The 25,815-nt window shown below is 68.7% G+C and carries 18 protein-coding genes, 1 rRNA gene and 1 other RNA gene (1 of these 20 cut by a window edge); 8 read left to right on the forward strand and 12 right to left on the reverse strand.

Annotation, left to right across the window (positions count from 1 at the left end):
• Positions 1 to 22 (reverse strand): 16S ribosomal RNA (locus tag H7A87_RS20150) (it extends 1,525 nt beyond the left edge of the window).
• Between the two features lie 812 nt (positions 23 to 834).
• On the opposite strand from H7A87_RS20150, the gene H7A87_RS20155 reads away from it, so the two are divergent.
• Together H7A87_RS20155 and H7A87_RS20160 are read left to right on the forward strand one after the other, a co-directional pair.
• Positions 835 to 2,010 carry a benzoate/H(+) symporter BenE family transporter gene (locus H7A87_RS20155; protein WP_119129932.1) on the forward strand — a complete coding sequence of 392 codons (1,176 nt, stop codon included), beginning with the start codon at positions 835 to 837 and terminating at the stop codon, positions 2,008 to 2,010.
• Positions 2,011 to 2,074: 64 nt separating this feature from the next.
• A non-coding RNA gene (locus tag H7A87_RS20160) (sX9 sRNA) lies at positions 2,075 to 2,147 on the forward strand.
• 39 nt (positions 2,148 to 2,186) lie between these two features.
• Here the strand turns inward: H7A87_RS20160 and bphP are convergent.
• The 6 genes from bphP to H7A87_RS20190 all read right to left on the reverse strand — a co-directional run bounded on the left by bphP (position 2,187) and on the right by H7A87_RS20190 (position 9,912).
• The gene (bphP, locus tag H7A87_RS20165; RefSeq protein WP_104586030.1) at positions 2,187 to 4,088 is read right to left on the reverse strand and encodes a bacteriophytochrome BphP; all 1,902 of its coding nucleotides are present in this window, start codon (positions 4,086 to 4,088) and stop codon (positions 2,187 to 2,189) included.
• Positions 4,085 to 4,678 (reverse strand): biliverdin-producing heme oxygenase, encoded by a 594-nt coding sequence (locus H7A87_RS20170; protein ID WP_104586032.1) that lies wholly within the window; start codon positions 4,676 to 4,678, stop codon positions 4,085 to 4,087. The genes bphP and H7A87_RS20170 overlap by 4 nt, the downstream gene beginning before the upstream one ends.
• Before the next feature lie 99 nt (positions 4,679 to 4,777).
• Entirely contained in the window at positions 4,778 to 6,043 is a 1,266-nt protein-coding gene (locus H7A87_RS20175; protein ID WP_115678165.1) for a TCR/Tet family MFS transporter, read from the reverse strand.
• A gap of 622 nt (positions 6,044 to 6,665) precedes the next feature.
• The gene (locus H7A87_RS20180; RefSeq protein ID WP_119129933.1) at positions 6,666 to 8,828 is read right to left on the reverse strand and encodes a lytic murein transglycosylase; all 2,163 of its coding nucleotides are present in this window, start codon (positions 8,826 to 8,828) and stop codon (positions 6,666 to 6,668) included.
• A 329-nt stretch (positions 8,829 to 9,157) separates the two neighbouring features.
• Positions 9,158 to 9,364, reverse strand: a complete 207-nt coding sequence (locus H7A87_RS20185) for a hypothetical protein (protein ID WP_104650615.1) — start codon at positions 9,362 to 9,364, stop codon at positions 9,158 to 9,160.
• A 158-nt stretch (positions 9,365 to 9,522) separates the two neighbouring features.
• On the reverse strand, positions 9,523 to 9,912 hold the full coding sequence (locus H7A87_RS20190; RefSeq protein WP_119129934.1) for a YchJ family protein: 390 nt from the start codon (positions 9,910 to 9,912) through the stop codon (positions 9,523 to 9,525).
• Between the two features lie 111 nt (positions 9,913 to 10,023).
• Here H7A87_RS20190 and H7A87_RS20195 point away from each other — a divergent pair, with 111 nt between their 5' ends.
• On the forward strand, positions 10,024 to 10,803 hold the full coding sequence (locus H7A87_RS20195; RefSeq protein ID WP_180496819.1) for a TSUP family transporter: 780 nt from the start codon (positions 10,024 to 10,026) through the stop codon (positions 10,801 to 10,803).
• On the opposite strand, the gene H7A87_RS20200 is transcribed toward H7A87_RS20195, so the two are convergent.
• From H7A87_RS20200 to folE, 5 genes are all read right to left on the reverse strand, one after another.
• On the reverse strand, positions 10,800 to 12,860 hold the full coding sequence (locus H7A87_RS20200; RefSeq protein ID WP_180496820.1) for a TonB-dependent siderophore receptor: 2,061 nt from the start codon (positions 12,858 to 12,860) through the stop codon (positions 10,800 to 10,802). The two genes, H7A87_RS20195 and H7A87_RS20200, sit on opposite strands and share 4 nt — an antisense overlap.
• Before the next feature lie 150 nt (positions 12,861 to 13,010).
• Entirely contained in the window at positions 13,011 to 17,072 is a 4,062-nt protein-coding gene (locus tag H7A87_RS20205; protein ID WP_119129936.1) for an SbcC/MukB-like Walker B domain-containing protein, read from the reverse strand.
• A 415-nt stretch (positions 17,073 to 17,487) separates the two neighbouring features.
• Complete coding sequence (locus H7A87_RS20210; RefSeq protein WP_119129937.1) at positions 17,488 to 18,189, reverse strand: DUF4194 domain-containing protein; 702 nt, start codon at positions 18,187 to 18,189, stop codon at positions 17,488 to 17,490.
• Positions 18,176 to 19,645: a DUF3375 domain-containing protein gene (locus H7A87_RS20215; RefSeq protein ID WP_115678171.1), complete on the reverse strand. Its 1,470-nt coding sequence runs from the start codon at positions 19,643 to 19,645 to the stop codon at positions 18,176 to 18,178. The genes H7A87_RS20210 and H7A87_RS20215 overlap by 14 nt, the downstream gene beginning before the upstream one ends.
• A 19-nt stretch (positions 19,646 to 19,664) precedes the next feature.
• The gene (gene folE / locus H7A87_RS20220) at positions 19,665 to 20,267 is read right to left on the reverse strand and encodes a GTP cyclohydrolase I FolE (RefSeq protein WP_104543982.1); all 603 of its coding nucleotides are present in this window, start codon (positions 20,265 to 20,267) and stop codon (positions 19,665 to 19,667) included.
• 130 nt (positions 20,268 to 20,397) lie between these two features.
• On the opposite strand from folE, the gene H7A87_RS20225 reads away from it, so the two are divergent.
• The 5 genes from H7A87_RS20225 to H7A87_RS20245 all read left to right on the forward strand — a co-directional run bounded on the left by H7A87_RS20225 (position 20,398) and on the right by H7A87_RS20245 (position 25,732).
• Positions 20,398 to 20,853 (forward strand): MarR family transcriptional regulator, encoded by a 456-nt coding sequence (locus H7A87_RS20225; RefSeq protein WP_104586048.1) that lies wholly within the window; start codon positions 20,398 to 20,400, stop codon positions 20,851 to 20,853.
• Between the two features lie 94 nt (positions 20,854 to 20,947).
• Positions 20,948 to 21,166 carry a DUF1656 domain-containing protein gene (locus tag H7A87_RS20230; protein WP_024939640.1) on the forward strand — a complete coding sequence of 73 codons (219 nt, stop codon included), beginning with the start codon at positions 20,948 to 20,950 and terminating at the stop codon, positions 21,164 to 21,166.
• Entirely contained in the window at positions 21,163 to 22,086 is a 924-nt protein-coding gene (locus H7A87_RS20235) for an efflux RND transporter periplasmic adaptor subunit (RefSeq protein ID WP_180496821.1), read from the forward strand. Before H7A87_RS20230 ends, H7A87_RS20235 begins: the two co-directional genes overlap by 4 nt.
• Positions 22,083 to 23,543 (forward strand): efflux transporter outer membrane subunit, encoded by a 1,461-nt coding sequence (locus H7A87_RS20240; protein WP_119129939.1) that lies wholly within the window; start codon positions 22,083 to 22,085, stop codon positions 23,541 to 23,543. Before H7A87_RS20235 ends, H7A87_RS20240 begins: the two co-directional genes overlap by 4 nt.
• A complete protein-coding gene (locus H7A87_RS20245; protein WP_119129940.1) occupies positions 23,540 to 25,732 on the forward strand; it encodes an FUSC family protein in 2,193 nt (730 codons plus the stop codon). The genes H7A87_RS20240 and H7A87_RS20245 overlap by 4 nt, the downstream gene beginning before the upstream one ends.
• Positions 25,733 to 25,815: the final 83 nt, after the last annotated feature.

Genomic DNA, 25,815 nt, shown 5'->3' on the forward strand with positions numbered 1-25,815 from the left:
CCAGGATCAAACTCTTCACTTAAAATTACATGTCCGAAGACAAATACTTTAGCTGCAGAAGTTCAACCACTGACAACTTATCGCTTGCAAAGCAATTAATATGTTGCTTTTTGATTAAACGTCTGCAAGATGGACAATCATCCTTCCTGCAGGCGTCCGCACAAATTACCTGCGCACACTGTCAAAGAACATTGGGAAGTGGCCTCAGCGCCGTTCCCGTCAGCTTCGTCGTTTCCGTCGAAGCGAGCCGCCCATTATAGCGGACTTTTTCTTGCCGTCAACACCTCATTTCGAGATGGTTGACGCTGCTTCGTTTCGACCTGAAGGTTTTCTGCGAAGCGAGCCGGCCATATTAGCAGGCTTTTCATCTTCGTCAACCCCTCGTGAAGAGGAAGTTGCCGCCGCTGCACCTCAACCTGCCGAAGCATCTTTCCGTGTAGCGAGCCGCCCATCATAGCCGGCTTTTTCGTTTCGTCAACACCTTGTGATGTTTCCGATTCGCCCCGTTCGTTGTTGCGGTGCTTCGAGAAGCGCCGCCGTCCTGAGCGAGGCCGCGCAGTTTATCGAGACTGTGCAGAAGTGCAAGCACTTTTTGACACTGGCATGACAGGGACCTTGTTGCGCCCAAGCGCGGCCCTGGTTTCACGTGCCATGCGGTGTATCGGATCTGCTCCCTCTATCCGGGACATGGCGCAGGATTGACGCGGTTGAGCCGCGCGGCACTTTCCATGCGGGACGAAAAGCACCGTCGATAGAGCAACCACACAAGCTGCCGCGGTATCGATCATCGGCGCGCTCGGTGAAAATGCGGGCACCAGAGATAGAGAGCTCACGATGCCTCCTTCCCGCAGCCTGCTTCGCGATCTGTCCCTGCCTGCGATTGCCGCGGGCTTTGTCACGGTACTGGTGGGCTTTGCCAGTTCTGCGGTGATCGTGTTCGAGGCGGCACGTCACCTGGGGGCGGACCAGACGCAGATCGCCTCGTGGATGTGGGCACTCGGGATCGGCATGGGTGTGACCTGCATCGGCCTGTCGCTGCGTTACCGGGTGCCGGTGGTGACGGCCTGGTCCACGCCGGGCGCAGCGATGTTGATCGGCAGTGCGGCCGGGGTGCCATTGCGCGAGGCGATCGGGGCGTTCGTGGTGGCGGCGGTGCTTGGCATGCTGGCCGGTTTTTCGGGTTTATTTGAGAAGGCAATCCGGCGCATTCCGATCTCGCTGGCCTCGGGCATGCTGGCCGGGGTGTTGTTGCGCTTCGGGCTGGACCTGTTTGTGGCGATGCAGAGCCAGGCGTTGCTGGCACTGGCGATGCTGGCGGCCTATCTGGCCGGGCGACGCTGGTTTGCACGCTATGCGGTGATTGCGACCTTGCTGGTCGGCGTGGCGATTGCGGCCGGTAGCGGGTTGATGCAGTGGAAGACCGTGCAGCTTGAACTGGCCCACCCGGTGCTGGTGGTGCCGTCATTGTCGTGGGCGGCGTTGTTCGGGCTGGCGATTCCATTGTTCGTGGTCACCATGGCCTCGCAGAACGTGCCGGGCGTGGCGGTGATCCGCGCCTCCGGCTATACGGTGCCGATCTCGCCGACGATCGGCTGGATCGGGGTGGTCAATACGCTGCTGGCGCCGTTCGGTGGCTATGCCTTGAACCTGGCGGCCATCACCGCGGCGATCTGCATGGGCCGCGAGGCGCACGAGGATCCGGCGCGGCGTTATATGGCTGCGGTAAGCGCGGGCGTGTTCTATGTCCTGATCGGCGTGTTCGGCGCGACCGTGGCGGCGGTGTTTGCGGCCTTCCCGCGCGAGCTGGTGATGGCGATCGCCGGGATTGCCCTGCTGGGCACGATCGGCAACAGCCTAGCGGCGGCCCTGCAGCAGGAAAGCGAGCGCGAAGCGGCCTTGATCACCTTCCTGGTGACCGCATCGGGGCTGACGCTGGGCGGGATCGGCGCCTCGTTCTGGGGCCTGGTGGCCGGAACGGTCACCTTGTTGGTGTTGCGGCGGCGGGCTTAGCGCGCCTGTCAAAACACCTGCGCCCATCGCCGGGCGGGCACGGCCGGTGCGCGGAATCGGCAGGAGGTGCCGCGCGTACACGGCGTCCTGCGCGCCGTCCGCACCACTTGGCGACTGCTCGCCACGATTTGTCAGCTGCCGTCGGCAGCGGCAGACCATCCCGCCGTCAGCCGCGCCTATTCGGGGTCGCGTAGCTGCAGCAGCCAGTGGGCAGTGACGCCATTGGGGCTGGGCAGCGGTTCGAGATGGAACTGGCGGTAGACCGGCGCGCTGTCCTGCGAGCGCAGCGGCAGGGTGACGTAGGCGGCGCGGCCTTGGCGCAATGCCTCCTCGAGCAGTTCCACCTGGGGCGGGGCGGCGTCGCTGGCCAGCAGGGACAGGATGTCGCAGCCGATCAGGTCGGCCACTTCGGTCTGGCTGAGTTCCGCAAAGGCCGGGTTGACGAACATCAGCCGGTGCGCGGCCGTGGTGCCACGCTCGATGATGGCCACGCCATCGCGCAGGCGCGAGAGCGAGGCTTCGAGCAGGGTGAAATCCTGCTGGAAGCGCTTGCGCTCCATCAGTTCGATCAGCACGCGCAGGCTGCGCGCCGATTCCAGGTGCAGCGGCGACCAGCGCCGCGCGCGACCGCGCACGGTCTCCTGCCAGAGGTCGAAGCTCTTGCGTGGCGACAACCGTGAGTTGGGGATGTCCGCCAGCTTGGCCAGCTGTGGATTGCCGGCCCATTTGACCTGCTGCACCTGCTCGCGGCGGGTCCACAGCAAGGCGCTGCGCGACTGCGGCATCAGCGGCACGAAGATGAAGCCGGCGGCCAGCGGGGCAAGGTCAGCCAGCTCGGGGAACACCTCGCCGATCGCATCCACATGCAGGGCGCCGACCGCATCTTCGCGCAGGGCATCGTGGTGTTCGGATTCGATGTGGTCGCGGATGCGGCGCAGCGCGGCCGCGTCCGGGGTGCTGCCATGCCGGCTGATCTCGCCGCCGTGGAAGATCGCCACCCCATCGGCGTCGACCACGTCCATCAGGTCCGGCGCCATGTCGGCGAGCATTTCCACGGTCATCTGGTCAGCGTCGTTGAAATCGGTGATCAACTTCTCGCGCACGGTGAGCAGCACCGATTCCATGTGCGCGCGCGCCACCGCCTGCAATCCGCCGATACGCCCGGCCAGCGCGCGGGTCACCGCATCGGTGGCATCGCGCATGGCATGGCTGGTGAAGTGCGGGCTGTAGTGGTGGCAGGAGATCAGCCCCCATAGCGCATCGTTGACGACGATCGACGACACCAGCGTGGCGGTCACGCCCATGTTGGCCAGGTATTCCAGGTGCACCGGCGAGACGCTGCGCAGGCTGACATCGCTCAGATCCACCGGGGTGCCCAGACGCGGATGCAGCGTGGGCTCGATCGGCGAGGCCCGATAGCCGACATCGGCGATCTGGCGGACGCGGTTGCGCAGGTACAGCGCGCGCGCCTGGGCCGGGATGTCGGTGGCCGGGTAATGCAGGCCGAGATAGGCGTCCAGCTCGGGCTGGCGCGCTTCGGCGATGACGTCGCCATTCCACTCTTCATCGAAGCGATACACCATCACCCGGTCGAAACCGATCATGCTGCGCAGCCCCTTGGCGGCGCGCACGGCGGCTTCGGCGATGCCGGGATCGCGCTCGATACTGCGCAACAACGGCAGTGCTTCGCGCAGGGTGACGTCCATCAGGCGTGCGTCGCGCGGCTCGATCTCGACCAGCCATTGCTCCGGATACAGATGCCAGGCGGCCACCCACGGGTGGTCGGTGGCGGCCGCGCGCAGGGGGAAGCGCACGTCGGCATGCAGCAGGTGCTGCGCTTGGTCCTCGACCACGAACGGCTGCTCGCCGGGCAGTTCCAGCACCTGGGTGTAGGCCATGCCCAGCAGCTCGGCCAGCGGCACCCCGAGCAGGTCGGCGGCGGTGGTGCTGGCCTGCACGATGCGACCATCGGCCGGCTCGATCACCAGCAAAACGCCGTACGGCTGGATCAGGCCGGGGATATGGATCGGCTCACGCGCACAGACATCCATGTCCAGGGGTTCGGTAGGCTGATTCACGCGCGCGGCTCCGCTGCAAGACAGGTGTGGAAGTGGGCAAACATGCGCTGCGCACCGTCGATGGCGGCCTCGCGCGCGGATGCAGTGTCCAGGCGTTGGTCGAGCACCGCCTGGAAACGGCGCCAGCCGGCCGGATCGTCGTTGGCCAGTTCGAAATACCGCAAGGCGTCGGCCAGCGCCGGCTGCTGCTTGCGCAAGATGCGCGCGATCATCCGCCCACCCAGTTGCGAGCCTTCGATGACGTAGAGCATGCCCCAGCGCGCGGCATCGCTGCCGGCGGCGGGCGCTGCGATGGCCGTCTGCGGTTGCTGGCCCAGCGTGTGCAGGTCCTCGCGCAAGGCCGGTACGCGGCGGCGATACGGCCAGCCACTGCCGGTCAGGGTGCTGAGCCAGTCGCTCAATTGCACTTCGAAGCCGGCCAGCAAGGCGTGGTGCCGGCGCAGGATCAGCGCGTACGCGGCGCGATCGACCTGCCCCTGCCCCAGCGCCTGCATGAGCGGAACCGTTTCGACCAGGCGATGGGTGTCCTGCGTGGCATGGCGCAACGCGAGCGCGGCCGAGGGCGGAACAGCCAGGGTGTCAGGACACATAGGGAGTCGAAGCGGTGCTGCGGTGCGGAGTGCATCAGCCTAGCAGCGACTGCGCAAATCAGATAAAGCGGGCGCGAGCACAAGCTGAATAGGTTGGCATCAGCCTTGGACGGCGGGGGCCACGCCGGCGCCCCGCCCTGCCCGCTTCCAGGCCATGACCCAGCCTGCGGCCAGCAGGAGACCCGCCAGCAACCAGGGGGCGCCAGGCAGATGCAGCGGTGCGCCGCGGCCGATGAACCAGGCGAACACATTGGCAAACAGCAACGGACCGGCGATGCCGGCCAGGCTGACCAGGCTGGTCAGCGCGCCTTGCACGCGACCCTGCGCATCGGCGCCGACTTCGCGGGTGATCAGGGCCTGCGCGGCCGGTGCGGCGATCGCCCAGAACGCGCTGATCGGCACGCCGACCAGGAACGCGGCGCCGCTGTCGGCCAGCCCGTAGATGACGAAACCGACCACCCCGCAGCCCAGGCCCAGCAGCAGCGCACGGCGTTCGCCCAGCCAACGCACCAGCCGGCCGACCAGCAGCGCATTGACGATGATGCTGCACACGCCGACGCCGGCCAGCACCCAGCTCACCTCGCGCGGGCCCCAGTGATACTGATACCCGGCGAACAGCACGAAGATGCTGGGGTAGACGTAGTGCGCCAGGTTGGCCAGGAACACCACCGAGGCCAGTCCGAGTACCTGCGGATAACGGCGCAGCAACTTGAGCGCGCCCAGCGGGTTGGCATGGGACCAGTCCAGGCGTGGCGTGCGGCGTTCGGCAGGCAACGATTCGGGTAGTACGAACCAGCCATACAGCACGTTCAACAGCGCCAGCCCGGCGGCAAACCAGAACGGCCAGCGCAGGCCGATGCTGCCCAGCCAGCCGCCGATCAACGGGCCGGCGACAAACCCAATACCGAAGGCCGCGCCAAGCATGCCGAACGCGCCGGCCCGTTTGTCGGCCGGGGTGACGTCGGCGATGTAGGCATTGGCGGTGGAGAAGCTGGCCGAGCACACCCCGGAGATCACCCGCGCCAGCAGCAGCATCGGCAAGGAATGGGCGACCGCCATCAGGATGAAATCCAGGCCCAGCCCCAGGCACGAGAGCAGGATCACCGGGCGGCGGCCGTAGCGGTCGGACAGGGTGCCCTGCAGCGGCGAGCAGACGAACTGGATGGCGGCGAACAGGAAACCGAACCAGCCGATCCAGCCGGCCGCGACGGCGTAGTCGCCCCCGGTGAACTGGCGCACCAGATCCGGCAGCACCGGAATGATCACGCCGAAGGACAGCACGTCGATCAGCACGGTGATGAAGATGAAGATCAGCGCGGCGCGGCGCCGGCCCGTGGCGGGAGCGGAATCGGCGGAGGGAGACATCGCGCAGCCCAGGGTAGCGAGGCGGGAAGTGTAGCTGCGGATGGAGATCGGTTGCCCCGGGGGGCACTGATGGAGTGCGGACCCAAGCGCCGCCTGGCGGCTGGTGCTGAGTGCCTGGATGGCCGCTGGCCCTCATCCGCCCTTCGGGCACCTTCTCCCGCGAGCGGGAGAAGGAGTGGCATGGTGCCGGTGATCGGTTATTCGACGCTGATGGTCTGGCTCAGCGTGTGATGGCGCCGGGGGCGAATTCGATCACGTCCGGGCCGGCATTGGCTGCTGCCAGGGCCGGCATCTTCTTCCGCGAGCGGGAGAAGGAGTGGCGTGGTGCCGGTGATCGGTTATTCGACGCTGATGGTCTGGCCCAGCGTGTGGCTGGCGCCGGGGGCCAGTTCGATCACGTCCGGGCCGGCATTGGCCGCTGCCAGGGCCGGCATCTTCTCCCGCGAGCGGGAGAAGGAATGGCATGGTGCCGGTGATCGGTTATTCGACGCTGATGGTCTGGCTCAGCGTGTGGCTGGCGCCGGGGGCGAGTTCGATCACGTCGGGGCCGGCGTTGGCCGCTGCCAGGGCCGGCATCTTCTCCCGCGAGCGGGAGAAGGGGTGGCATGGTGCCGGTGATCGGTTACTCGACGCTGATGGTCTGGCTCAGCGTGTGGCTGGCGCCGGGGGCGAGTTCGATCACGTCCGGGCCGGCATTGGCCGCTTCCAGGCAGACGTAGTCGCGCCAGCCATCGCCCACGTCGGCCATCTTTTTGCCGGCCTCTTCGCCCGGGTTCCAGGCAACCAGCGAGCGGCTGCCCTGGGTGGCGATGACGATGCGGCGGCCGAGCACCGGGTCGGTCAGGGTGTAGCGGTCGCCGGCGTTGGTGTAGATGCGGTCGCTGCGGCCGGGGTCGCGCGGATCGCGCAGGCTCCAGTCGCCTTGCTGGCGGTGGGCGGTGGCGTAGTTCTCGTACTTGTCCAGGTAGTCCAGCCCGTCCAGGCCCTGCACGCTGACGGTGAGCGCGTCGCCGACACGGAAGTAGTTGTGCAGCGCCTGGGTGAAGCGCACCGGGGCCGGGCTGGTGTTTTCGGTGATCAGGCTTTGTTCGAGGGTGCGGCCGATGCGCAGTGTCATGCGCAGGCGCAGCGCCAGGTCGTCGAAGCTGGGCGGGGTCAGCGTGAGCACCAGGGTGCCGTCGTTCTCGCGCCGGCTCTCGGTGAGCTGCCAGGGCACGGTGCGCACGAAGCCGTGTGCAGGGACCTCGCCGGTCTGGTCCTGGCGGCCGAAGTATGGCCAGCACACCGGGGCGCCGCCGCGGATCGGGGTGGGCGGCTGCTTGGCGGTGGGCGACAGCCACATCACGTCCTGCCCGCCCTTGGGCACGAACGACAGCAGCTGGCCGCCGAACAGGCTGATGGCCGCGGTGGAGAACGGGGTGTCGATCAACAGCGAGGGGAAACCGTGGAAATCGCCTGTGCGCAGGCCGGTGAGGTCGGACATGGGAGGTGCCTTCTGGACGATGGGGGATTGGGCAAATGCGGGGTACGCGGCCGGCAGCGTGAACGCGGTGGCGCGGACAGCGGCCGCGCCGGTGGCCGGCGGGACGGCGCGCAGGGCGGTGAGGATGCGTTGGCCGGGGCGGCCATCGGCCGGCTGCAGGCCCAGGCGGGTCTGCTCGACCTGGATGGCGCGCCGGCTGGCGGTGCCGATCATGCCGTCGGCCTCGCCGATCAGGTGGCCGCGGGCCAGCAGCAATTGCTGCAGTTCGCGCCGTTCGGGGCGGCCCAGGCCGGGGTCGTCGGTGGGCCAGGCGGCGACCAGGCCGGGGCCGCCGCGCAGGCGGTCGGCGAGCAAGGCGATCGACAGCGCGTAGCTTTCGGCGGCGTTGTAGGCGTAGATCGCGTCGTAGTTGCGGAACACCAGGAACGCCGGGCCGGTGGCGCCGGCCGGCAGCAACAGGGCGGCCGGGGCATCGGCGGGCAGACCGCTCGGCGCCAGGGCCTTGCCGTCGGTGCCGAGCAGCCCTGCGTTCTGCCAGGCCTGCAGCGGTTGGCGCCGGGTGCGGCCGGCCTTGCTGGCGTCGAAGCCGGCCGGCAGGCGCACTTCCATGCCCCAGGGACGGGCGCGCTCCCAGCCGGCCTTGACCAGATAGTTGGCGGTGGAGGCCAGCGCGTCGGGAATGCTGACGACCAGGTCGCGGCGGCCGTCGCCGTCGCCATCCACCGCGATGCGGGCATAGGTCGAGGGCATGAACTGGGTCTGCCCGAAGGCACCGGCCCAGGAGCCGGTCAAGCCATCCGGCGACAGGTCGCCTTGCTGCAGCAGGCCGAGCAAGGCGAGGAACTCGCCACGGAAGAACGGCTGGCGGCGGCCGGCGCACGACAGCGTGGCCAGCGAGACCAGCAGCGGGCGCTTGCCGGTGACGCGGCCGTAGTCGCTCTCCACGCCCCAGACCGCCACGATGGTGGCCGGATCGACGCCGGTCTGTTCGGACAGACGCGTGAGCAGGTCGCGATGGGTGACCAGCATCGCCCGGCCGTCGGCCACGCGCTGGCTGTCGACCAGGCTGGCGAGGTAGTCCCAGATCGGGGTGGTGAATTCGGGCTGGGCATCGAGCAGCGGCAACACGCTGGGATCGGGCGCCAGGCCGCCGGTGAAACGCTGGAAGTCGGCGGCCTGCACGCCCTTGGCGGCGGCCTGGGTCTGCAGGCCGGCCAGGCAGCGGTCGAATGCCGGATCGGCGCAGGCGATCAGCGGCAGCAGCGCCAACAGCGCGGGCAGGACGCGCCGGGACGGCGTCACGGCGCGGTGGCCGGCGTGTGGACGGAGGTCATGCGGTGGAGCGCTCCTGCGGCAAGTCGAGCCGACGAGGATAGCCAACCTGGCTGGTTGCAGGCGTGCAGGTGGCAATTGTCGCGATGTCGCCGCGTCAGCGTGCGCTGCGCTCGCTGGTGGCAACGTGCCGGGGTGAGGGTGCGGCGCACGCTTTCCAGGCCGATGCGCGCCACCAAGCCGCTGGATGACCGGATGAGGTGACCTTCCAGCGAGCGATGTCGCGTGCCGAGGCCGAGATGCCGAACCGGGGCGCTGGTGGATGCGCTGCGCCAGCCCAGCGGCGTCGATCGCCGCGCCTAGCGGCCGTCGCCGGTGATGCCGGTCAGCAGCGACAAGGCCGGGCTGGAGGGGCTGGCGTCGGACACACGACGGGCACGGGCCCTGCGCGGGGCGTCGTGGCGGGGACCGAACCAGATCAGTGCAGTGGCCAGGCAGGCCGGCAGCACGATCGCAAACACCACGATGGCCGCAAGCACCCACTGCCAGAGATTGAAGGTTGCCATGATCGTGTCTGCCCCGCGGCGCGCTCCGCCGAGGCGGCAAGCTTCCGGGATCGGCTGCGAACGTGGCGTCGACAAAGCATGCCGGTCCGTGCCGTTCGTCGGGCTGAACGGCTTCACGGCCTGCGGCCAGGGCGCAAGACGCCCCCCGGCCTGCCTACTCAGCGCGCGTCGAGGTAATACCACTGGCCGTCTTCGCGCACGAAGCGGCTGTGTTCGGTCATGCGCACCGCACTGCCGCCGCCGATGCGGTAGCGGGCCAGAAACGCCACCTCGGCCGTGTCGGTGCCGGTGACGAGGGCGCGTTGCACGGTCAGGCCAAGCCAGGTGGTGCGGCCGCCCTCGTCCAGCGACAACGCGGGTGGGCGCGTGGACGGATGCCAGCTGGCGAGCAGGTACGCCACATCACGGCGGACGTAGGCGCTGTAGCGCGCACGCATCAGGGTCTCGGCATCGGGCGCGGCGGCACCGGCGTGGTACTGGCCGCAGCACTGCGCGTAGGTGGCGGCGCGGCCGCAGGGACAGGGATCGGTGGGGATGGAGGTCGGCATCGGGCGATTGTGCGGGATGGGATTGGGGATTGGGGATTGGGAGGCGGCTTCCACGGCGTGCTGCGCTGGTGCGGCGGCTATGCTGTCGCCCCCGTCGTGCGGAGTGCCGCCTTGCTGGACCTGATCCCCACCGAGTTGCCGTGGCTGCTGTGCATCGCCTTCGTCGCCGGGCTGGTGGATGCGGCGGTCGGCGGCGGTGGCTTGATCCAGCTGCCGGGATTGTTTGCGACCCTGCCGCAGCAGGCGCCGTCGCTGATTCTGGGCACCAACAAGTTCAGTGCGATGTTCGGCACCGCTGCATCGGCCTGGCGCTATGCGCGCAACGTGCGCTTTCCGTGGCGGCCGGTGCTGTACGCCACGGTGGCGGCGTTTACGTTCTCGTTTCTCGGCGCGACCGCAGTCAGCCTGATGCCCAGGCAGGCGGTGCGGCCGCTGATCCTGGCGCTGCTGATCGCGATGCTGATCTACACGCTGATCAAGAAGGACTTCGGTGCGCTGCATCGCCCACGCCAGATCGGCCGGCGCGAACTGGCAACTGCATTGGTGATGGGCGCGGCGATCGGGTTCTACGACGGGTTCTTCGGCCCCGGCACCGGCAGTTTCCTGATCTTCCTGTTCATCCGCTTTTTCGGGCTGGACTTTCTGCGCGCCTCGGCCGCGGCCAAGGTGGTGAACCTGGCCACCAACCTGGCGGCACTGTCGTTCTTCCTGCCCAGCGGCCAGGTGATGCTGGCGATCGGCATTCCGATGGCGGTGGCCAACGTGGCCGGTGCGGTCGCCGGCACACGGATGGCACTACGCGGTGGCACGCCGCTGATCCGCACCTTGTTCCTGGTGCTGGTGATCGTGCTGATCGGCAAGATGGGCTGGGATCTGCTGCACGGCGTTTAGAAATCCACGCTCAGCGTCGCCGACAAGGTGCGCGGCGCGCCTGGATAGTTGGTGGTCTGCGTCACCGGCTGCTCGATGTAGAACCGGTTGGCGACATTGCGCAGCATCAGCGCCAACTGATAACGGCCACCGAAGCGATACGCCGCCGAGGCATCGAAACGCGTGTAGCCGGCAATGCGGTAACTGTTGGCGAGATTGCCTTCGCGCTCGCCCACATGCACCGCACCGGCGCCCAATGTCAGGCCGTACAGCGGCCCGCTGGCGACGTGGTAGGTGCTCCACAGGCTGGCACTGACGCGCGGCACGCCGCGCAGGCGGTTGCCGACCGGGATGACGGTGTCGCGGGTGACCTGCGCGTCCAGATAGCCGGCGCCCAGGATCAGGCGCCAGTTCCGGGTGAGCTCGCCGGTGATGTCCAGCTCCAGCCCGCGCACGCGTTGCTGACCGGTGACCAGCACGAAGCCGCTGTTGTCCGGATCGTTGCTGGCGACGTTGTCCTTGGTGATCTGGAACGCGGCGGCGGTGGCGAGCACCCGGTTGTCCAACAGCGCGCCCTTCAGGCCGACCTCGTACTGGCGGCCGGTCTCCGGTGGCGCGCTGCCGCCGGAAAACAGCGAGGCGCTGCGTGGGCGAAACGAGGTGGAGGTGTTGGCGTACAGCGACAACTGCGGCGCCGCCTTCCACACCACCCCGATGCGCGGCGAGGCGCGTCGGCCGTCCTCGCGGGTGCGCGCGCCGTTGTCGATGGTGGTCTGCTGCACATCGTCCCAGCGCACGCCGGCCAGCACGTCCCAGCGCTCGCCGATGCTGATCTGGTCCTGCAGGTACAGCGCGGCATAGCGCGCATCGACGTCGATGTCGCGGGCCGGCAGATAGGCGCCCGGCAAGGCGCCCTGCACCGGAGTGCGCACGCTGATGCGGGCCAGCGGCGCGCGCGCTTCGTCGGTGTGGCGATGCGCATCGACGTACTCGGCACCGGCCAGCACATGATGGCGCAGCGGGCCGGTGGCAAAACGCGCCAGCGCTTCGGTCTGCGAGGTCGTGGCGCGCACCTGCTGGTCCTGGCGCACGGCGCGGCGCTGCAAAAAGGCGCGGTCGGCGCTGAAGCCGGTGAAGTCGGCCACGTTGCGGCCGCTGTCGCCGTCCTGGTGATTGAGGATCTGGCGCAGCGTCAGCCAGTCGGTGGCGTCGTACTCGATGCGGCCGCGTGCCGTGGTCGCGCTGCCGTGATTTCGCGACCACGGCTCGCCGAAGCTGCGCTGTGCCGGCCCACGCACCACCCCGTCGATGGCGACCAGGCCGCGATCGCCCGGGCTGGTCTGGCGGGTGTATTCCAGATCCAGGTCGGCCCGCAGCTGCGCGGACGGCCGCCACGCCAACGAAGGCGAGACGAACACGCGATCGCCATCGGCCTGCGCGTCCCGGAAGCTGCCGGTCTCCTGCGCGGCGGCGCTGAGCCGTGCCGACACGGTCGGGCCCAGCGGGCCGGTGACGCTGGACTGCACGCGGCGCAGGCCGTGTTCGGCCACCTGCACCGATGCATTGCCGCCGAACACCGCGTCCGGGCGCAGCGTGACCAGATTGATCACCCCGCCGGGTTCGCCGCGCCCGTACAGCACCGCCGCCGGGCCCTTGAGCACTTCCACCTGGGCGACATTGGCCAGATCGCGCACGGTCTCGGTGAAGTTCTGCGCCGGGTTGAGCAGGATGCCGTCGACCGCATACGAAGACGCCTCGAAACCGCGGATGACGAAGGTTTCCGAGCGATTGCCCTGGGTGCCGCCGGGCTGCACGTTGGAGACATTGGCCACCACATCCACCAGCCGGGTGAGTTGCTGTTCGTCGATCACCGAGCGCGGCACCACCTGGATCGCCTGCGGAATGCGCTCCACCTGCGTCTGCGTGCGGGTGGCGCCGGCAGCCTTTTCCGGCCGGTACAGGGCGCGCTTTTCGCTGACCACGATGGCATCGAGCAGGCTGGCCTCCTGGGCGGAGGCCGGCAATGCAGCAAACAGGGACACGAACAACAGGTGGCGAGGCGCAGGCAGTGGGGTCATCGGGATCTTCAGCAGGGCGATGCGCACACTGGCGAGCACATCCGGGCCGCTAATGATAACGATTCTTATCTGCGTGTGACGCCTTGCGATGCGCCTGCCCCGCGACGCCTGCGACCGCAGTGCGGCGACGCAGGCATCCAGGTGTTGCGCTCAGCGTTTTCCGCGCGGCTTGCCCGCAGACTCGCGCGTTGGCGCAGGGCGCGCCTTGGCCACTGCCGTTTTGGCTGGCGCGGGCCTGGCAGCGCCGCGCGCCACGGTTGCCTTGGTTGCGCCGCGCAGCGCCGTGCTGGCGCGTTTGCTCGCTACCGCAGGCCTGGAAGCAGGCGCCTTCGGCGCTGCCGTGGTTGTCGCGGTTTTCCCAGGCTTGGTGGTCGGCTGGACGGATGCGCTCGTGCGCCGGGAGGCCGCCCTGGTGGTTGCCGGCGTCTTGGCGGCTTTGGTCGGGGTTGCCGGCTTGCGCGGCGTGCTCGCGGCAGGCGAGGCACGCCGGGCTGAGGCAGGTTTGGCTGATGCAGGTTTGGCTGAGGCGGCCTTGGCCGCTGCGGTCTTTGCAGATGCCAACCGGGGTGATCCCGCACGTTCGCTGGACGCCGCAGTTTTCGAAGACGTCGGCGCGGCTTGCACCGCCGGCGCCGATGCCGGCGTGACCTTGCTGGCGCGTTTGCTCGCCTTGGCGGCCAGGTCGTCCTGGGCAGGGGCTTCCTGCACTACCGCAGCCTCTTCGCCAGAAGCGGGACTGACGCGGTCCACCGGCGCCTGGCCCTGCGTCGCATGCGCTGCATCCTCGCGCTGCGTAACGCTTGCAGCCTGCTCCTCGCTTGCAGGACCAGCCTCGTCCCCACGCGAGCGCTCGGGCAACTGGAGTCGCTGCGCCTGCGCGTCGTATTCGATCAACAGCACGCCGGAGTTGTGCCGGCCGCTGATTTCCACGAAGCAGGCACCGCCGATGAAGGGCTCCAGCGTCATCACTGACTTCAATGGCGTGGCCACCACCATCTGGAACCCGAAGTTCTCGAAGATGTTCATTGCCAGCGCAGTGAATTCGTTGTCGGCCTTGTCGAAGGCCTCGTCCAGCACCACGGCGCAATAGCGCGGCAGCTCGCCGTCTTCGCCGCCGAGCTGGTAGCGCAACGCAGCGGCCAGGCAGGTGGTTGCCAGCTTCTGGCGTTGACCGCCGGACTTGCCGGCGCCGCTGCGGTAGATCTCCACCTGCGCGCGGGTCTGTGCGTCCAGTTCGACACCGATGAATTCCACATGCAGGCGCACGTCCAGCACCTGCTCGCGCCAGCGGCGTGCGTCCGGTTCCTGCGCGCCCAGGCGTGCCACCAACGCGCGCAAGGTGGAAAACTGCGCTTCGGCCAGTGCGCGGTCTTCGGTCTGTTGATGCGACAGCACCGCACGCAACTGTTGCTGGAAGTCCTGCACTTCGCTCAGGCGACGGTCGCTGACCTCGATGGTCAGCAGCGTGCCGCGATTGAACGGCACCTGCTCCAGGCTGGCGTTGACCTCGTCCATGCGCTGCTTGATGCCCTTGTGGGCCTCGGCGGTGTGGCGCTGCAGGGCGAGCAGATTGTTCTTGCTCTGGGTCTGCAGCAGGTCGAAGAAGCGGTGCTCGTGGCGCGGCAGGCCATCGCTTTCCAGCCGGTCCAGCCGCGCGAGGAAATCGTCGGCACTGGCCAGGCTCACGGTGAAATCGCCGCTGTCTTCCGGCCACTGCTGGCAGTACTTGCGAAAGCAATCGAGCAACTGCGCGCTGAGCCGGCTGTCGCGGCCCTGGCTCTCGGCCAGTTGCTCGGCCAGGCCACGCTCGACCACGCGGAAATGCGCTTCCAGATTATCCAGCGACAGCGGGGCCAGCGCCGCTAGGCGTTCGCGCAGGCCCTGCAGCTGCGTGGGCGTGAGCGCGGCGGTGCCGGCACGGCTGGCGCAGGCGGCGTGCTGCTGTTCGAGCCGGACCCGCTCGCGCGCCAGCTGTGCGCGCTCCAGCCGCACGTCCTCGTAGGTGCGCTTGGCCTGGTCGCGCAGGGTGCGTGCGGTCTCGATCGCCTGGCCGAGTGCGCGCAGGCCGCTGTTGCCTTCGCGCAGCTGCTGCAGCTGTTCGTCGATATCGCTCAGGCGCTGCAGCTTGGGGCCGACATCGATCTCGTCCCAGTCGCGCTCCACCAGGGTGTGCGCGGCCAGCTGCCGTTCCTGGTCCTGCTCGCGTTGCCTGCGCAGCGCGGCCACGTCGGCATCGCAACCGGCGATGCGCTGGGCCAGCGTCTGCGCTTCGCGCTCGAACACCTTGAGCTTGTCGCGGTTGTCGTGACCCAGCAACCAGCGCTTGCGGTCGTTGACCGCGTGGCGGTCGTCCTTCTCATAGCGATCGCCCGGATGCTTGACCTGCCCTTCGCGGGTGATGGCGCGGTCGGCATTGCGCAACGCGGCGGCGTTGTCGACGCATTCGTAGTCGAAGCGGCGCATCAGCTCGTTGCGCAGCCACTCGGTGAAGGCATGCTCGCGCAGCTGCAGCTTGCCCGGCAATGCACGCGCATCCGGCGTGCGCACATGCAGCGCATCGTTGCGACGCACCCGGAAGTACACCAGCCGCGTGCCGATGTGGGTGCGGTTGACCCACTCGCTGACCTGCGCGTAATGCCGGTCATCCACCAGCAGCGACTGCGCGAAACCGCTCAGCACGCGCTCGATCGCACCGCGCCAGGCTGATTGATCCTCGCGCACCTGCACCAGTTCGCCGACAAACGGCAGCGCGGCTTCGGCAATACCGGTGTCCTCGCACAGGCGCGCACGCAGGGCCTGCATCGGCGCCGGCATGCTCGACGGCGCGCGCTTCAACGCCTCCAGTTCGGCGCGGATCTCGGCAAAGCGTCGCTCGTCGTCGCGGCGCGCGCCCATGCGCTCGGCAATCGCCTCATCCAGCGCGCTGGCGTCGTGCTTGCCGTTCTCGAGCACGGTCTGGGCATGCTCTACCTGGGCGGCAAAGCCGCTGGCGCCTGCGGCCAGGGCGGTGCCGAGCTGGCGGCAGGCCTGCTCGATCTGCGCGCGCCGCCGCAAACGCTCGTCGCGCTCGCGTTCGACCCGTGCGCGCTCGCGCTCCAGTTCCTCGATCTGCTCGCCACCGGCGGCGCGTTGTTCGCGTTCCAGCCCGGCCAGTTTCTGTTCGTGATTGTCCAGCGATTCGCGCCGCTGGCCTTCCTCGCCGGCCAATCCGCGGTCCTGGCTGTCGAGCTCCTGCAGGCGCGTCTCCAGCAAGGCCAGACGCTGCTGTTCGCGATAGCTGTCCACACCCAGCTGCAGCTCGCGCAGCTCGCCGACGCTGTGGCGCAAGGCCATCAGCGCCGCATGGTGTTCGCGTGCCGGGCTCAGCGTTTCCACCTGGCGCCGTGCGGTGACCACCGCATGATGGGCGCCATCGAGTTCGGCGAAGTCTTCCACCAGCCGGTCGGCGGCCTCGAACGTGCGCGGCTCGTCCAGCATGAAGCCGCGCAGGAACACGTTGAGATCGCCCAGGTTCTTGGCCGACTGGGTCTTGTGCAGCAACCGCAACGCCATCTCGTTGCCGATGCCCAGCACATGCCGGAAACGCTCCGCGTAGCCGGCGAAACCGTCGAAATGCGCGACCTCCTCGCCCAGACGCGCCTTGAGCTTGCGCAGGTCCAGGTCGAAGCCATCCAGCTCGCTGGCCACATCGAAGCTGCGCGGCGCGACCATGTAATGACGGCGCACATCGGCCGCGGCATTGCCGCTGCCGGCGATCCAGAACAGGCGAATCAGGCTGACCGTCTCGCCATGCGCGTTGCGGTACTCCAGCACCAGCGCCGACCAGGTGGCGCCCTTGCGCAGGTATTGGGTGGCGATTTCGCCCGAGGCGCTGTCCTGCTGATCGGCCCAGGCACCACGCACATACGACACCAGGCTGCGATCGCGCCCACTGCGCTCGGCCTCGCGTGCGGCGGCGTTGAAGTCGACGATGCTGGGCGGAGTCAGCAGTGCCGACATCGCATCCAGCAGGGTCGACTTGCCCGACCCGGAGCGCCCGACGAACAGGAAGCCCTTCTCGGCGATCGGTACCTCGGTCAAACCATTGAACGTGCCCCAGTTGTGCACCTGCAAGCGCCGCATGCGGAACTGCTGCGCGCGCTGCTCGGCAAGCGAATCAGTGAACAGGGACGCGCCCGGCTGCGCCGGCGACAGGTTGGACTGGGAATTCATGGCTCACTCACCAAAACGGGATGACGGGTAACGCTGAAGACGAATCACATCACGCATGTTTGAAGCGGGGTGTTGCTGGACGGCAATGGACTGCGGTGGCTGGCGGTGATCGGGTACGTCCCTTCGCGGCCTGGGCCGCTCCTACGCGGCGCGTGATCTGGATGGACACGGATGCGTGACGAGAGCGGGTGCTGACCGATGCGCGGGAAGCTGATGGCTCAGTGCTGCCCATGAAGAAAGCCACTTGCGCTTGACGGGGCGTGAGAGCTGACTTTCATCGCGCAATGCATGACGCACGGCTACACACACACTCCAGAGGTCACATCCAGGCATCGCGATCGGCCGTCCCCTCATCCGCCCTTCGGGCACCTTCTCCCGGTGGGAGAAGCGATGGCCGTGCGGGGTGCAGACGCCATCACTCCAACGCAACCTCCCCCTCTCGCAACTCCCGATACGCCACCAGCAGGGCCTGCACGTCCTCGGCCGAGAACAACAGCTTCAGCACCGGCGAAACCTCGTAGCGCTCCTCGCTGCCGCGCAGGCGCGACAGCAACTGGTTGTCGCGCATCTTGCCGATCGCCGTCATCACCCGTCGCGCGAATCCCGCGCGGTCGGTGGACACGTTCTTCTCGTAGACCGACAAGGCCTCCACCAGCTGTGCCTCGTCCACCACCGCACGCTCGCCACGCGTATCGGCCTCGGCCAGTTGCTGGCGCAGGAACAGCAGCAGCACCGACTCGATAAAGGTCAGCGGCGCGCTGCGCAGCAAGGTCGGCGATTCCAGCTCGGCGGTATCGGCCTGGCGGGTGAAGGCCACCCCGCCCTCGCGGTCCAGCACCAGTTCCAGGAACAGCTCGCACAACACCTGGCGGATCGGCGCTTCGTTGCGCAACAGCGCAGGCCACAACGCACCGTGGCGTTGCGCGTCGATGCTGGGGCCGGCCAGCAGCTGGCACAGCGCGCGCCGCGCGTCGAACGGCAGCGTGCCGGTGTCGCCCAGGAACAGCTCGCCTTGCGGCTGTGCAGGCGCTGTCTCCATCAGCGGCGTGCGGCCGGCATCGGCCGACGCGCCCGTGTCCTCGTCCGCATCCAGGCGGGTGTCCTCAGACCAGTTCATTGCGTTTCTCCCGGGTGAACCACACCAGCGGAATGCGTGCGCGCCGCAGCGCGCCGTCGCCGCCTTCCCATTGCACCGTTTCCATCTGTCCGTCGATCACCACGCCGTGGCGGGTGCCCAGCGACAGGTAGCCGATCACGCTGCCCAGGCCCTGCACGGCCGGGCGCTGCTGCAGCGCATCGCCGATGGTCAGGCGCGGGCGTTGACCGAGCAGCTCGTGCAGGTCGCGGCGCAGGCTGCGCACGTCGATCTCCGATTGCGCGACCAGGTCGCCCACGCTGTCGAGCGAGATGTCCGCCGCATCGGCGGCCTGCACGCGGCCATCGACCTGGGTCAGGCGCGGGTCGTGCAGGCGCCATTGCGACAGCGACCGCAGGCGGGCAGCGCTCAACGCCTGCGTGTAGCCGGTGGCGGCGGTGGCATGCAGGCTGTCGCGCAGCTGCAGGGCTTCGCCCTGCGCCTGCCTGAGCAATTGATTGAGCCGGCGCTGTTCCAGATAGCCGCGGCTCTGCACGAAACCGCGCAGGCTGCGCGCGAAGTGCTGCATCACCGTGTGCACCTCGCCGCCGCGCTCCAGCAGCGTGCCGGTCAACCCGCGCAGGAAGGCGCGCTCGCGCCGGTCCAGCTTGCGGGCGAAGCCGCGTGCCAGCAGCGCATCCAGCGCCTGATCGAGCTGGCTGCTTTGCTGGGTGTCGTTGAGCAGGCTCCAGAACGCCTCGAAGGTGCGCCCGGCCTCGCTCTCGGCGATCACGTCCACGCCGTTGAACAGCTGCTCCAGCACATCGCCACGCGCGCCTTCGTCGTCGATGATGCGCTCGCGGAACTGGCGGTTGAGCTGTTCGAAATCGTCGCGGACGCGATGGAAATCCTCGGCCAGCTCGTCGGACAGATGGATCAGGTCGCGGGCGCGCTCCAGCGCGCGCTTGCCGTCGAGTGCGGCCACACGACCCGACGCCACGCGTTCGATCTCGGCATCGATGCGCGCACGTTCGTCGCGCAAGGCGGCCAGGCGCAGCTCCGGGTCGGCTTCGGTCTGCCCAGCCAGCTGCACCAGCTGCTGGATCACCAGCGACAGGCGGCTTTCGGTGGCGCTGCTGCTGCTCTCGCGCAGGCCGACGATGAAGCGGATGGCCTGGGTGGCCGCGCGCGACAGCTCGTATTCTTCTTCGGCTGCGCCTTCGGGCAGGCGGCGTTCCAGCCAGCCCTGTGCCAGCCAATGCGCCAGATAGGCCTGCGCGGTGCGCGGCAACTCGCGAGAGAGTTCGTCGGCGCGCAGCACGTCGAGCTGGCGCTGCAGGCGCTCGTGCAGCACGCCCGCGGGCAGGCGGCGTTCGCCGTCCAGCAACACCGTCTGCAGCAGGCCGATCAGCTCCGGCGCGTGGTCGGCGGCCAGCAGTTTCCACACCGGCTGCTCGCGCAATTGGCGATAGCCGGCAATGCGTGCCTGGTGCTTCATGGCGACGGCGACGGCTGCCTCAACGCTTGCCGCCCACTTCGATGAACTGCAGGAATTCGGCGCGGGTACGCGCGTCTTCGCGGAAGCTGCCCAGCATCTTGGAGGTCACCATGCTGACGCCGCGCTTGTGGATGCCGCGGGTGGTCATGCACTCGTGCGCCCCTTCCACCACCACGCCGACGCCGCGCGGCTGCAGCACGTCCTGGATGCACTGGGCGATCTGCGCGGTCATCTTTTCCTGCACCTGGAAGCGCCGCGCATAGCTTTCCACCACGCGCGCCAGCTTGCTGATGCCGACCACCTTGCCGCGCGGCAGATAGCCCACGTGCACCTTGCCGATGATCGGCGCCATGTGGTGCTCGCAATGGCTTTCGTAGGAGATGTCGCGCAGCACGATCAGCTCGTCGTAGCCGGCCACCTCTTCGAAGGTGCGTTCCAGGTATTCGCGCGGTTCTTCGCGGTAGCCGCTGAACCAGTCGCCATAGGCTTCGGCGACCCGGCGCGGGGTATCCAGCAAGCCTTCGCGGGCCGGGTCTTCGCCGGCCCAGCGCAGCAGGGTGCGCACGGCATCTTCGGCCTGGGCCTGGGTGACGGGGGAATCGGGCTGGTCGGACTGGCTCATGCGCAGGTGCACCCAAAGGGGGCGAGCATGGTACCCGAGGACGGGCCAGCCGCCCCAGTGGCGGTTGCGCCGGCTTGCCCGGGTTCAGCGACTATTGATTCATTGTTGAATTGATAGCATCCTATCTATTATGACGAACAGCGTTCTCTCCTCCCGTGCCCAGCTCAGCTCCGGCCTGCTGGTCGCCGCTCGCCAATGGCAGCGGCTGGCCGACCAGGCATTTGCCGACTTCGGGCTGTCCAGCGCCTGCACCGGGCCGTTGTTGATGATCGGCCGCTCCGGCGGCGGCATCCGCCAGGTGGCGCTGGCCCAGCAACTGGGCATGGAAGGCCCTTCCCTGGTGCGGCTGCTGGACAAGCTGTGCGCGCAGGCGCTGGTACGCCGGCAGGCCGACAGCAGCGACCGCCGCGCCAACCAGCTGTGGCTCACCGACGCAGGCCAGGCGTTGGTCGGGCGCATCGAGATCCGCCTGGATGCGCTGCGTGCGGAGGTGTTCGGCACGCTCAGCGAAGCGCAGGTGCAGGTGGTGCTGACCTTGTGGGAGCAGATCGCGCAGGCGCATGCGCGGCTGAGTGGGTCCGACTGAGCCAGTTGTAAGGCGTCGTGCTGCGACGCGTGTAGTGCCTTGCCGATGTCCCTGGCGCGCGCGGCGCCGGGCGTCGTTGTTTTCCTTTCCCAGGATGTGCCCGATGTACGGCGAATTCAGTCTCTACGGTGTGTTCGTTCCCACCTTGCTGGCGTTGATGACGCTGGCCTACCTGCTCAACAGCGCCATCGGTGCGCTGCTGACCCGGGCCGGCGCCTACCGGCACATCTGGCACCCGGCGCTGTTCAACCTGGCGCTGTACATCGCGCTGCTGGGTGGCCTGTTTTCCCTGACCCGTTGGATGCAATCGTGAAAAAGCTGATCAAGACCGCGGGGCCGGCGCTGCTGACCCTGGCGATGGTGGTGGTGGCCGCGGTGGTGCTGCAGCACCTGTGGCGTTATTACATGGAGGCGCCGTGGACGCGCGATGCGCACGTGGGCGCCGATGTGGTGCAGGTGGCGCCGGATGTGTCCGGGCTGGTGGAGCAGGTGGCGGTGGCCGATAACCAGGCGGTGACGCGCGGGCAGTTGCTGTTCGTGGTGGACCGCGCACGCTATGCGATCGCGCTGGAACAGGCGCGCGCCGCGCTGGCCGAGCGCCAGGCCACCTTGAGCCAGTTGCGCCGCGAGATCGCGCGCGACCACAGCCTGCAGGACCTGGTCGCCGCCGAAGATGCCGAGGTACGCCGCTCCAATGTGCAAAAGGCGCAGGCGGCGGTGGCCACCGCGCAAGCGGCGGTAGACCTGGCCCAGCTCAATCTGGACCGCACCCAGGTGCGCAGCCCGGCCGACGGCCACATCAGCGACCGCACCGTGCGCGTGGGCGATTACGTCAGCGCCGGGCGCCCGGTGGTGGCGGTGCTGGATACCGGCTCGTTCCGCGTCGATGGCTATTTCGAGGAGACCCGCCTGCAGGGCGTGCATGCCGGCCAGCGCGTGGACGTGCACCTGATGGGCGAGCCGGCCACCTTGCACGGGCATGTGCAGAGCATCGCCGCCGGGATCGAGGACCGTTACCGCAGCGGCAGCGCCGGCGCCTTGCCCAACGTCACCCCGGCGTTCGACTGGGTGCGGCTGGCGCAGCGCATCCCGGTACGCATCGTGCTGGACCAGGTACCGGCGCATGTGCAGCTGATCGCCGGGCGCACCGCCACCGTGAGCATCCTGCCGGACGCCGTGCGTGACGCTGCCGCCAGCGCGCCTGCCCGCGTGCAGGCCAAGGCCGCGCCATGAACCGCAGCGTCTTGCGTCCTGTGGGATTGGCCGCACTGCTGAGCGCCCTGAGCGCTTGCAGCACGGTCGGCCCGAACTATGCCGTGCCGGACGATTCGGCCTACCAGCGTCCGGCCGCCAACGCGGCGTTTGTCGACACCGGCAACGCCCAGGTGCAGGCCGGCGCGCCGCTGCCGGCACGCTGGTGGGCGCTGTATCAGGACCCGATGCTGGACCGCCTGATCGAACAGGCCTTGCGCGACAACGTCGAGTTGAAGGTGGCCGGTGCCAACCTGCGCCGCGCCGCCGCGGTGTACGAACAGGCGCTGGACGCGGGCGGTTTCGATTACGAGGTGGAGGCCGGCGTCAGCCGCGCGCAGGTCTCGGCCGAGGCGTTCCTGCAGCAGGAAAAGCTGCCGGTGTTCAACCTGGCCGATGGCAAGCTCGGGGTGTCGTATCAGTTCGATCTGTTCGGCAAGCTGCAACGCGGCGCCGAGGCCGCGCAGGCCGATACGCAGGTCGCCCAGGCCGCGATCGATCTGGCGCGCGTCAACGTGGCCGCGCAGGTCGCCGGCAGCTACGTGGAGATCTGCCACGCCAACCACGAGCTGCACGTGGCCGAGCATTCGCTGCAATTGCAGCAACGCAGCCGCGACATCACCCAGCGCCTGATCGCTGCCGGCCGTGGCACCCCGCCCGATCTGGCCCGCGCCACCGCACAGGTGGCGATGCTGGAAGCGGCGCTGCCGCCGCTGCGCGCGCGCCGCCAGGCCGCCGGGTATCAACTGGCCGCGCTGCTCGGCAAGACCCCCGGCGAGGTGCCAGCCGGCGTGGACAGCTGTGCGCACGCGCCGGCCTTGCAGCAACCGATTCCGATCGGCGACGGCCGCGCGCTGCTGGCGCGTCGCCCGGATGTGCGCCAGGCCGAACGCCGGCTGGCGGCAGCCACCGCGCGCATCGGCGTGGCCACTGCAGAGCTGTATCCGGATATCCGCCTGGGCGGCTCGATCGGTGCCACCGGCCTGCTGGCCGATGTCGGCGAGCCGGCCACGCATGCCTGGTCGTTCGGCCCGCTGATCTCCTGGACGCTACCCTCCAGCGGTGCGCGTGCGCGCGTGCGCGCCACCGAGGCCGGCGCCGACGCGGCGCTGGCGCAGTTCGACCACACCGTGCTGCAGGCGCTGCGCGAAGTGCAGACCAGCTTGTCGCGCTATGCGCAGGACCTGGACCGCCTGCACCTGCTGGAGCAGGCGCAGCAACAGGCCGAGCTGGCGTCGGCGCAGAACCGGCGCCTGTATCAAGGCGGGCGCACGCCGTATCTGTCCAGCCTGGATGCCGAGCGCACGCTGGCCACCGCCGACATGACGCTGGCCAATGCGCAGGCGCAAGTCTCGCAGGATCAACTGCAGCTGTTCCTGGCGCTGGGCGGCGGTTGGGAAGCGACCGCCGGCCGCACCGACGCCACGGCCGCGCGATGAGTGCGCTGCTGCGCGATCGCCAGGCCTGGCTGTTTTCGGCCAAGACCTTCGCCGCGTCGATCGCGGCGTTGTACGTGGGGCTGGCCGGCAATCTGTCGCGGCCGTACTGGGCGATGGCCACGGTCTACATCGTCTCCCAGCCGCTGCTCGGCCCCACCCGCGCCAAGGGCGTGTACCGCGTGCTCGGCACCTTGCTGGCCGGCGCGGCGACCCTGGTGATGCTGCCGAACCTGGTGGAGACGCCGCTGCTGCTCAGTGCGGCGATGGCGCTGTGGCTGTCGGCCTGCCTGTTCCTGGCGCTGCTCAATCGCGGCCCGCGTGGCTATGCGTTTCTGCTGGCCGGCTACACCACCGCCTTCATCGGCTTCCCGGCGGTGACCGCGCCGGAAGGCATCTTCGACACCGTGGTGGCGCGCAGCGAGGAGATCATCCTGGGCACGGTGATGGCGGTGCTGTTCGCCGCGCTGGTGTTCCCCGCCTCGGTCAAGCCGATGCTGACCGGGCGCATCGGCAACTGGATGCGCGACGCCGCGCAATGGTGCCAGCAGGTGCTGCAGCGCGGCCCAGCGCAGGCACCGCGCAACCGGCTGGCCGCCGATCTGGTGCAGTTCGAGGCGCTGATCGCCTTCGTGCGCCACGACGACCCGCGCCATGCCGGCACCGCCCCCACGCTGGAACAGCTGCGCGCACGCATGCTGATGCTGCTGCCGGTGCTGTCGTCGGTGGCCGACCGGCTGGATGCATTGCAGCGCGATGGGTCGGCGTTGCCGCCCGAGACGGCAACGCTGCTGGAGGATGTCGCGGCCTGGATGGACCAGGACGAGGACGCGCGCAGCGATGCGGACGTGGACGCCTTGCGTGCACGCATCGCCGCCCTGCGCCCGGTGGTGGATCAGGACATCGAACATCTGCTGCTGGCGAGCCTGCTGTTGCGGCTGGAAGAGCTGCTCGACCTGTGGCAGGACTGCCGCGCGCTGCAGCAGGCAGTGGTGCACGGCACGGCGATGCCGGTGCTGCGGGCCATGCCGGGAGCTGCGCGACAGCCTGCAACGACCCAATCACCCGGGCAAGCCGCGGCGGTGCAGGGCGCACCCGCCACGCGTTCGCGCATGCAAGCGTCATTGCGACAGCGCCTGGGTTGGTCACGATCCGATGCACCCGTACCTGCCAGCAGCAGCCGCCATATCGATTTCGGCATGGTCGCGTTTTCCGCCCTGAGCGCGGGCGTCGCGCTGATGGCGTACTGCGTGCTGTGGATCGGCATCGGCTGGGAAGGCGGCGGCAACGGCGCGATGATGGCCGCGGTGACCGCCGCATTCTTCGCCGCGCAGGACGACCCGGCGCCGAGCATGCTGTCGTTCCTGGCCTGGGCGGTGGTGGCCAGCGTGGTTGCCGGCATCTATCTGTTCGGCATCTTCCCGGCCATCCACGATTTCCCGATGCTGGTCCTGGTGCTGGCGGCGGTGTTCCTGCCGATCGGCGCATTGCTGCACCGCCCCAAGACCATGCTGATCGCGCTGCCGCTGGTGGTGAACCTCACCGCGCTGTTGAGCCTGCAGAACACCTACAACGCCAATATCCAGAGCTTCGTCAACGCGGCGGTGGCGATGGTACTGGGCATTGGATTTGCGGTGGTGCTGACGCGGCTGTTCCGCTCGGTGGGTGCCGAATGGAGCGCGCGCCGGCTGGTGCGCCAGGGCTGGCGCACGCTGGCCGAGGCCGCCGACGGCCGCGGCGCACAGGACCGGCAGCACTTTGCCGCCCGCATGCTGGACCTGCTTGGCCTGCTCGCACCACGGCTGGCCCTGACGCCGGAAGGCAGCGACCTGGCCTCGGTGGACATGCTCAACGAAGTGCGCGTGGGCTTGAACATCCTGCAACTGCGCAGCGCGCGGCACGGTTTGCCGCAGCCGAGCATCGAGGCGGTGGACGCGATCCTGGTCGATGTTGCCGCGCACTACCGGCAACAGATCGCGCACAAACGCCCGCTGCCTGCGCCGGATGCCTTGCGTGCGCGGCTGGATGCCTCGCTGGCGCGCGTCGGCAAGGTGCCGGCGGGTGCGCATCGCGATGAAGCGCTGCTGGGGTTGATCGGGCTGCGTTACAGCTTGTTTGCGCAGACGGCGCCGCACACCCAGAGAAACACCGGTACCACGCCGCCATTGGCCCCTATCCCCGCGGGGCGATAAGGCACTGCCTGCGCGCCACGGGTGCGCGTGCCCTGGAGCGCCCGCGCGGCTGGCGCGGGGGGTGCGGTGAAGGGACGAGGCGA

The sequence above is a fragment of the Xanthomonas sp. CPBF 426 genome (genome assembly GCF_903989465.1).
Lineage (GTDB): Bacteria > Pseudomonadota > Gammaproteobacteria > Xanthomonadales > Xanthomonadaceae > Xanthomonas > Xanthomonas euroxanthea.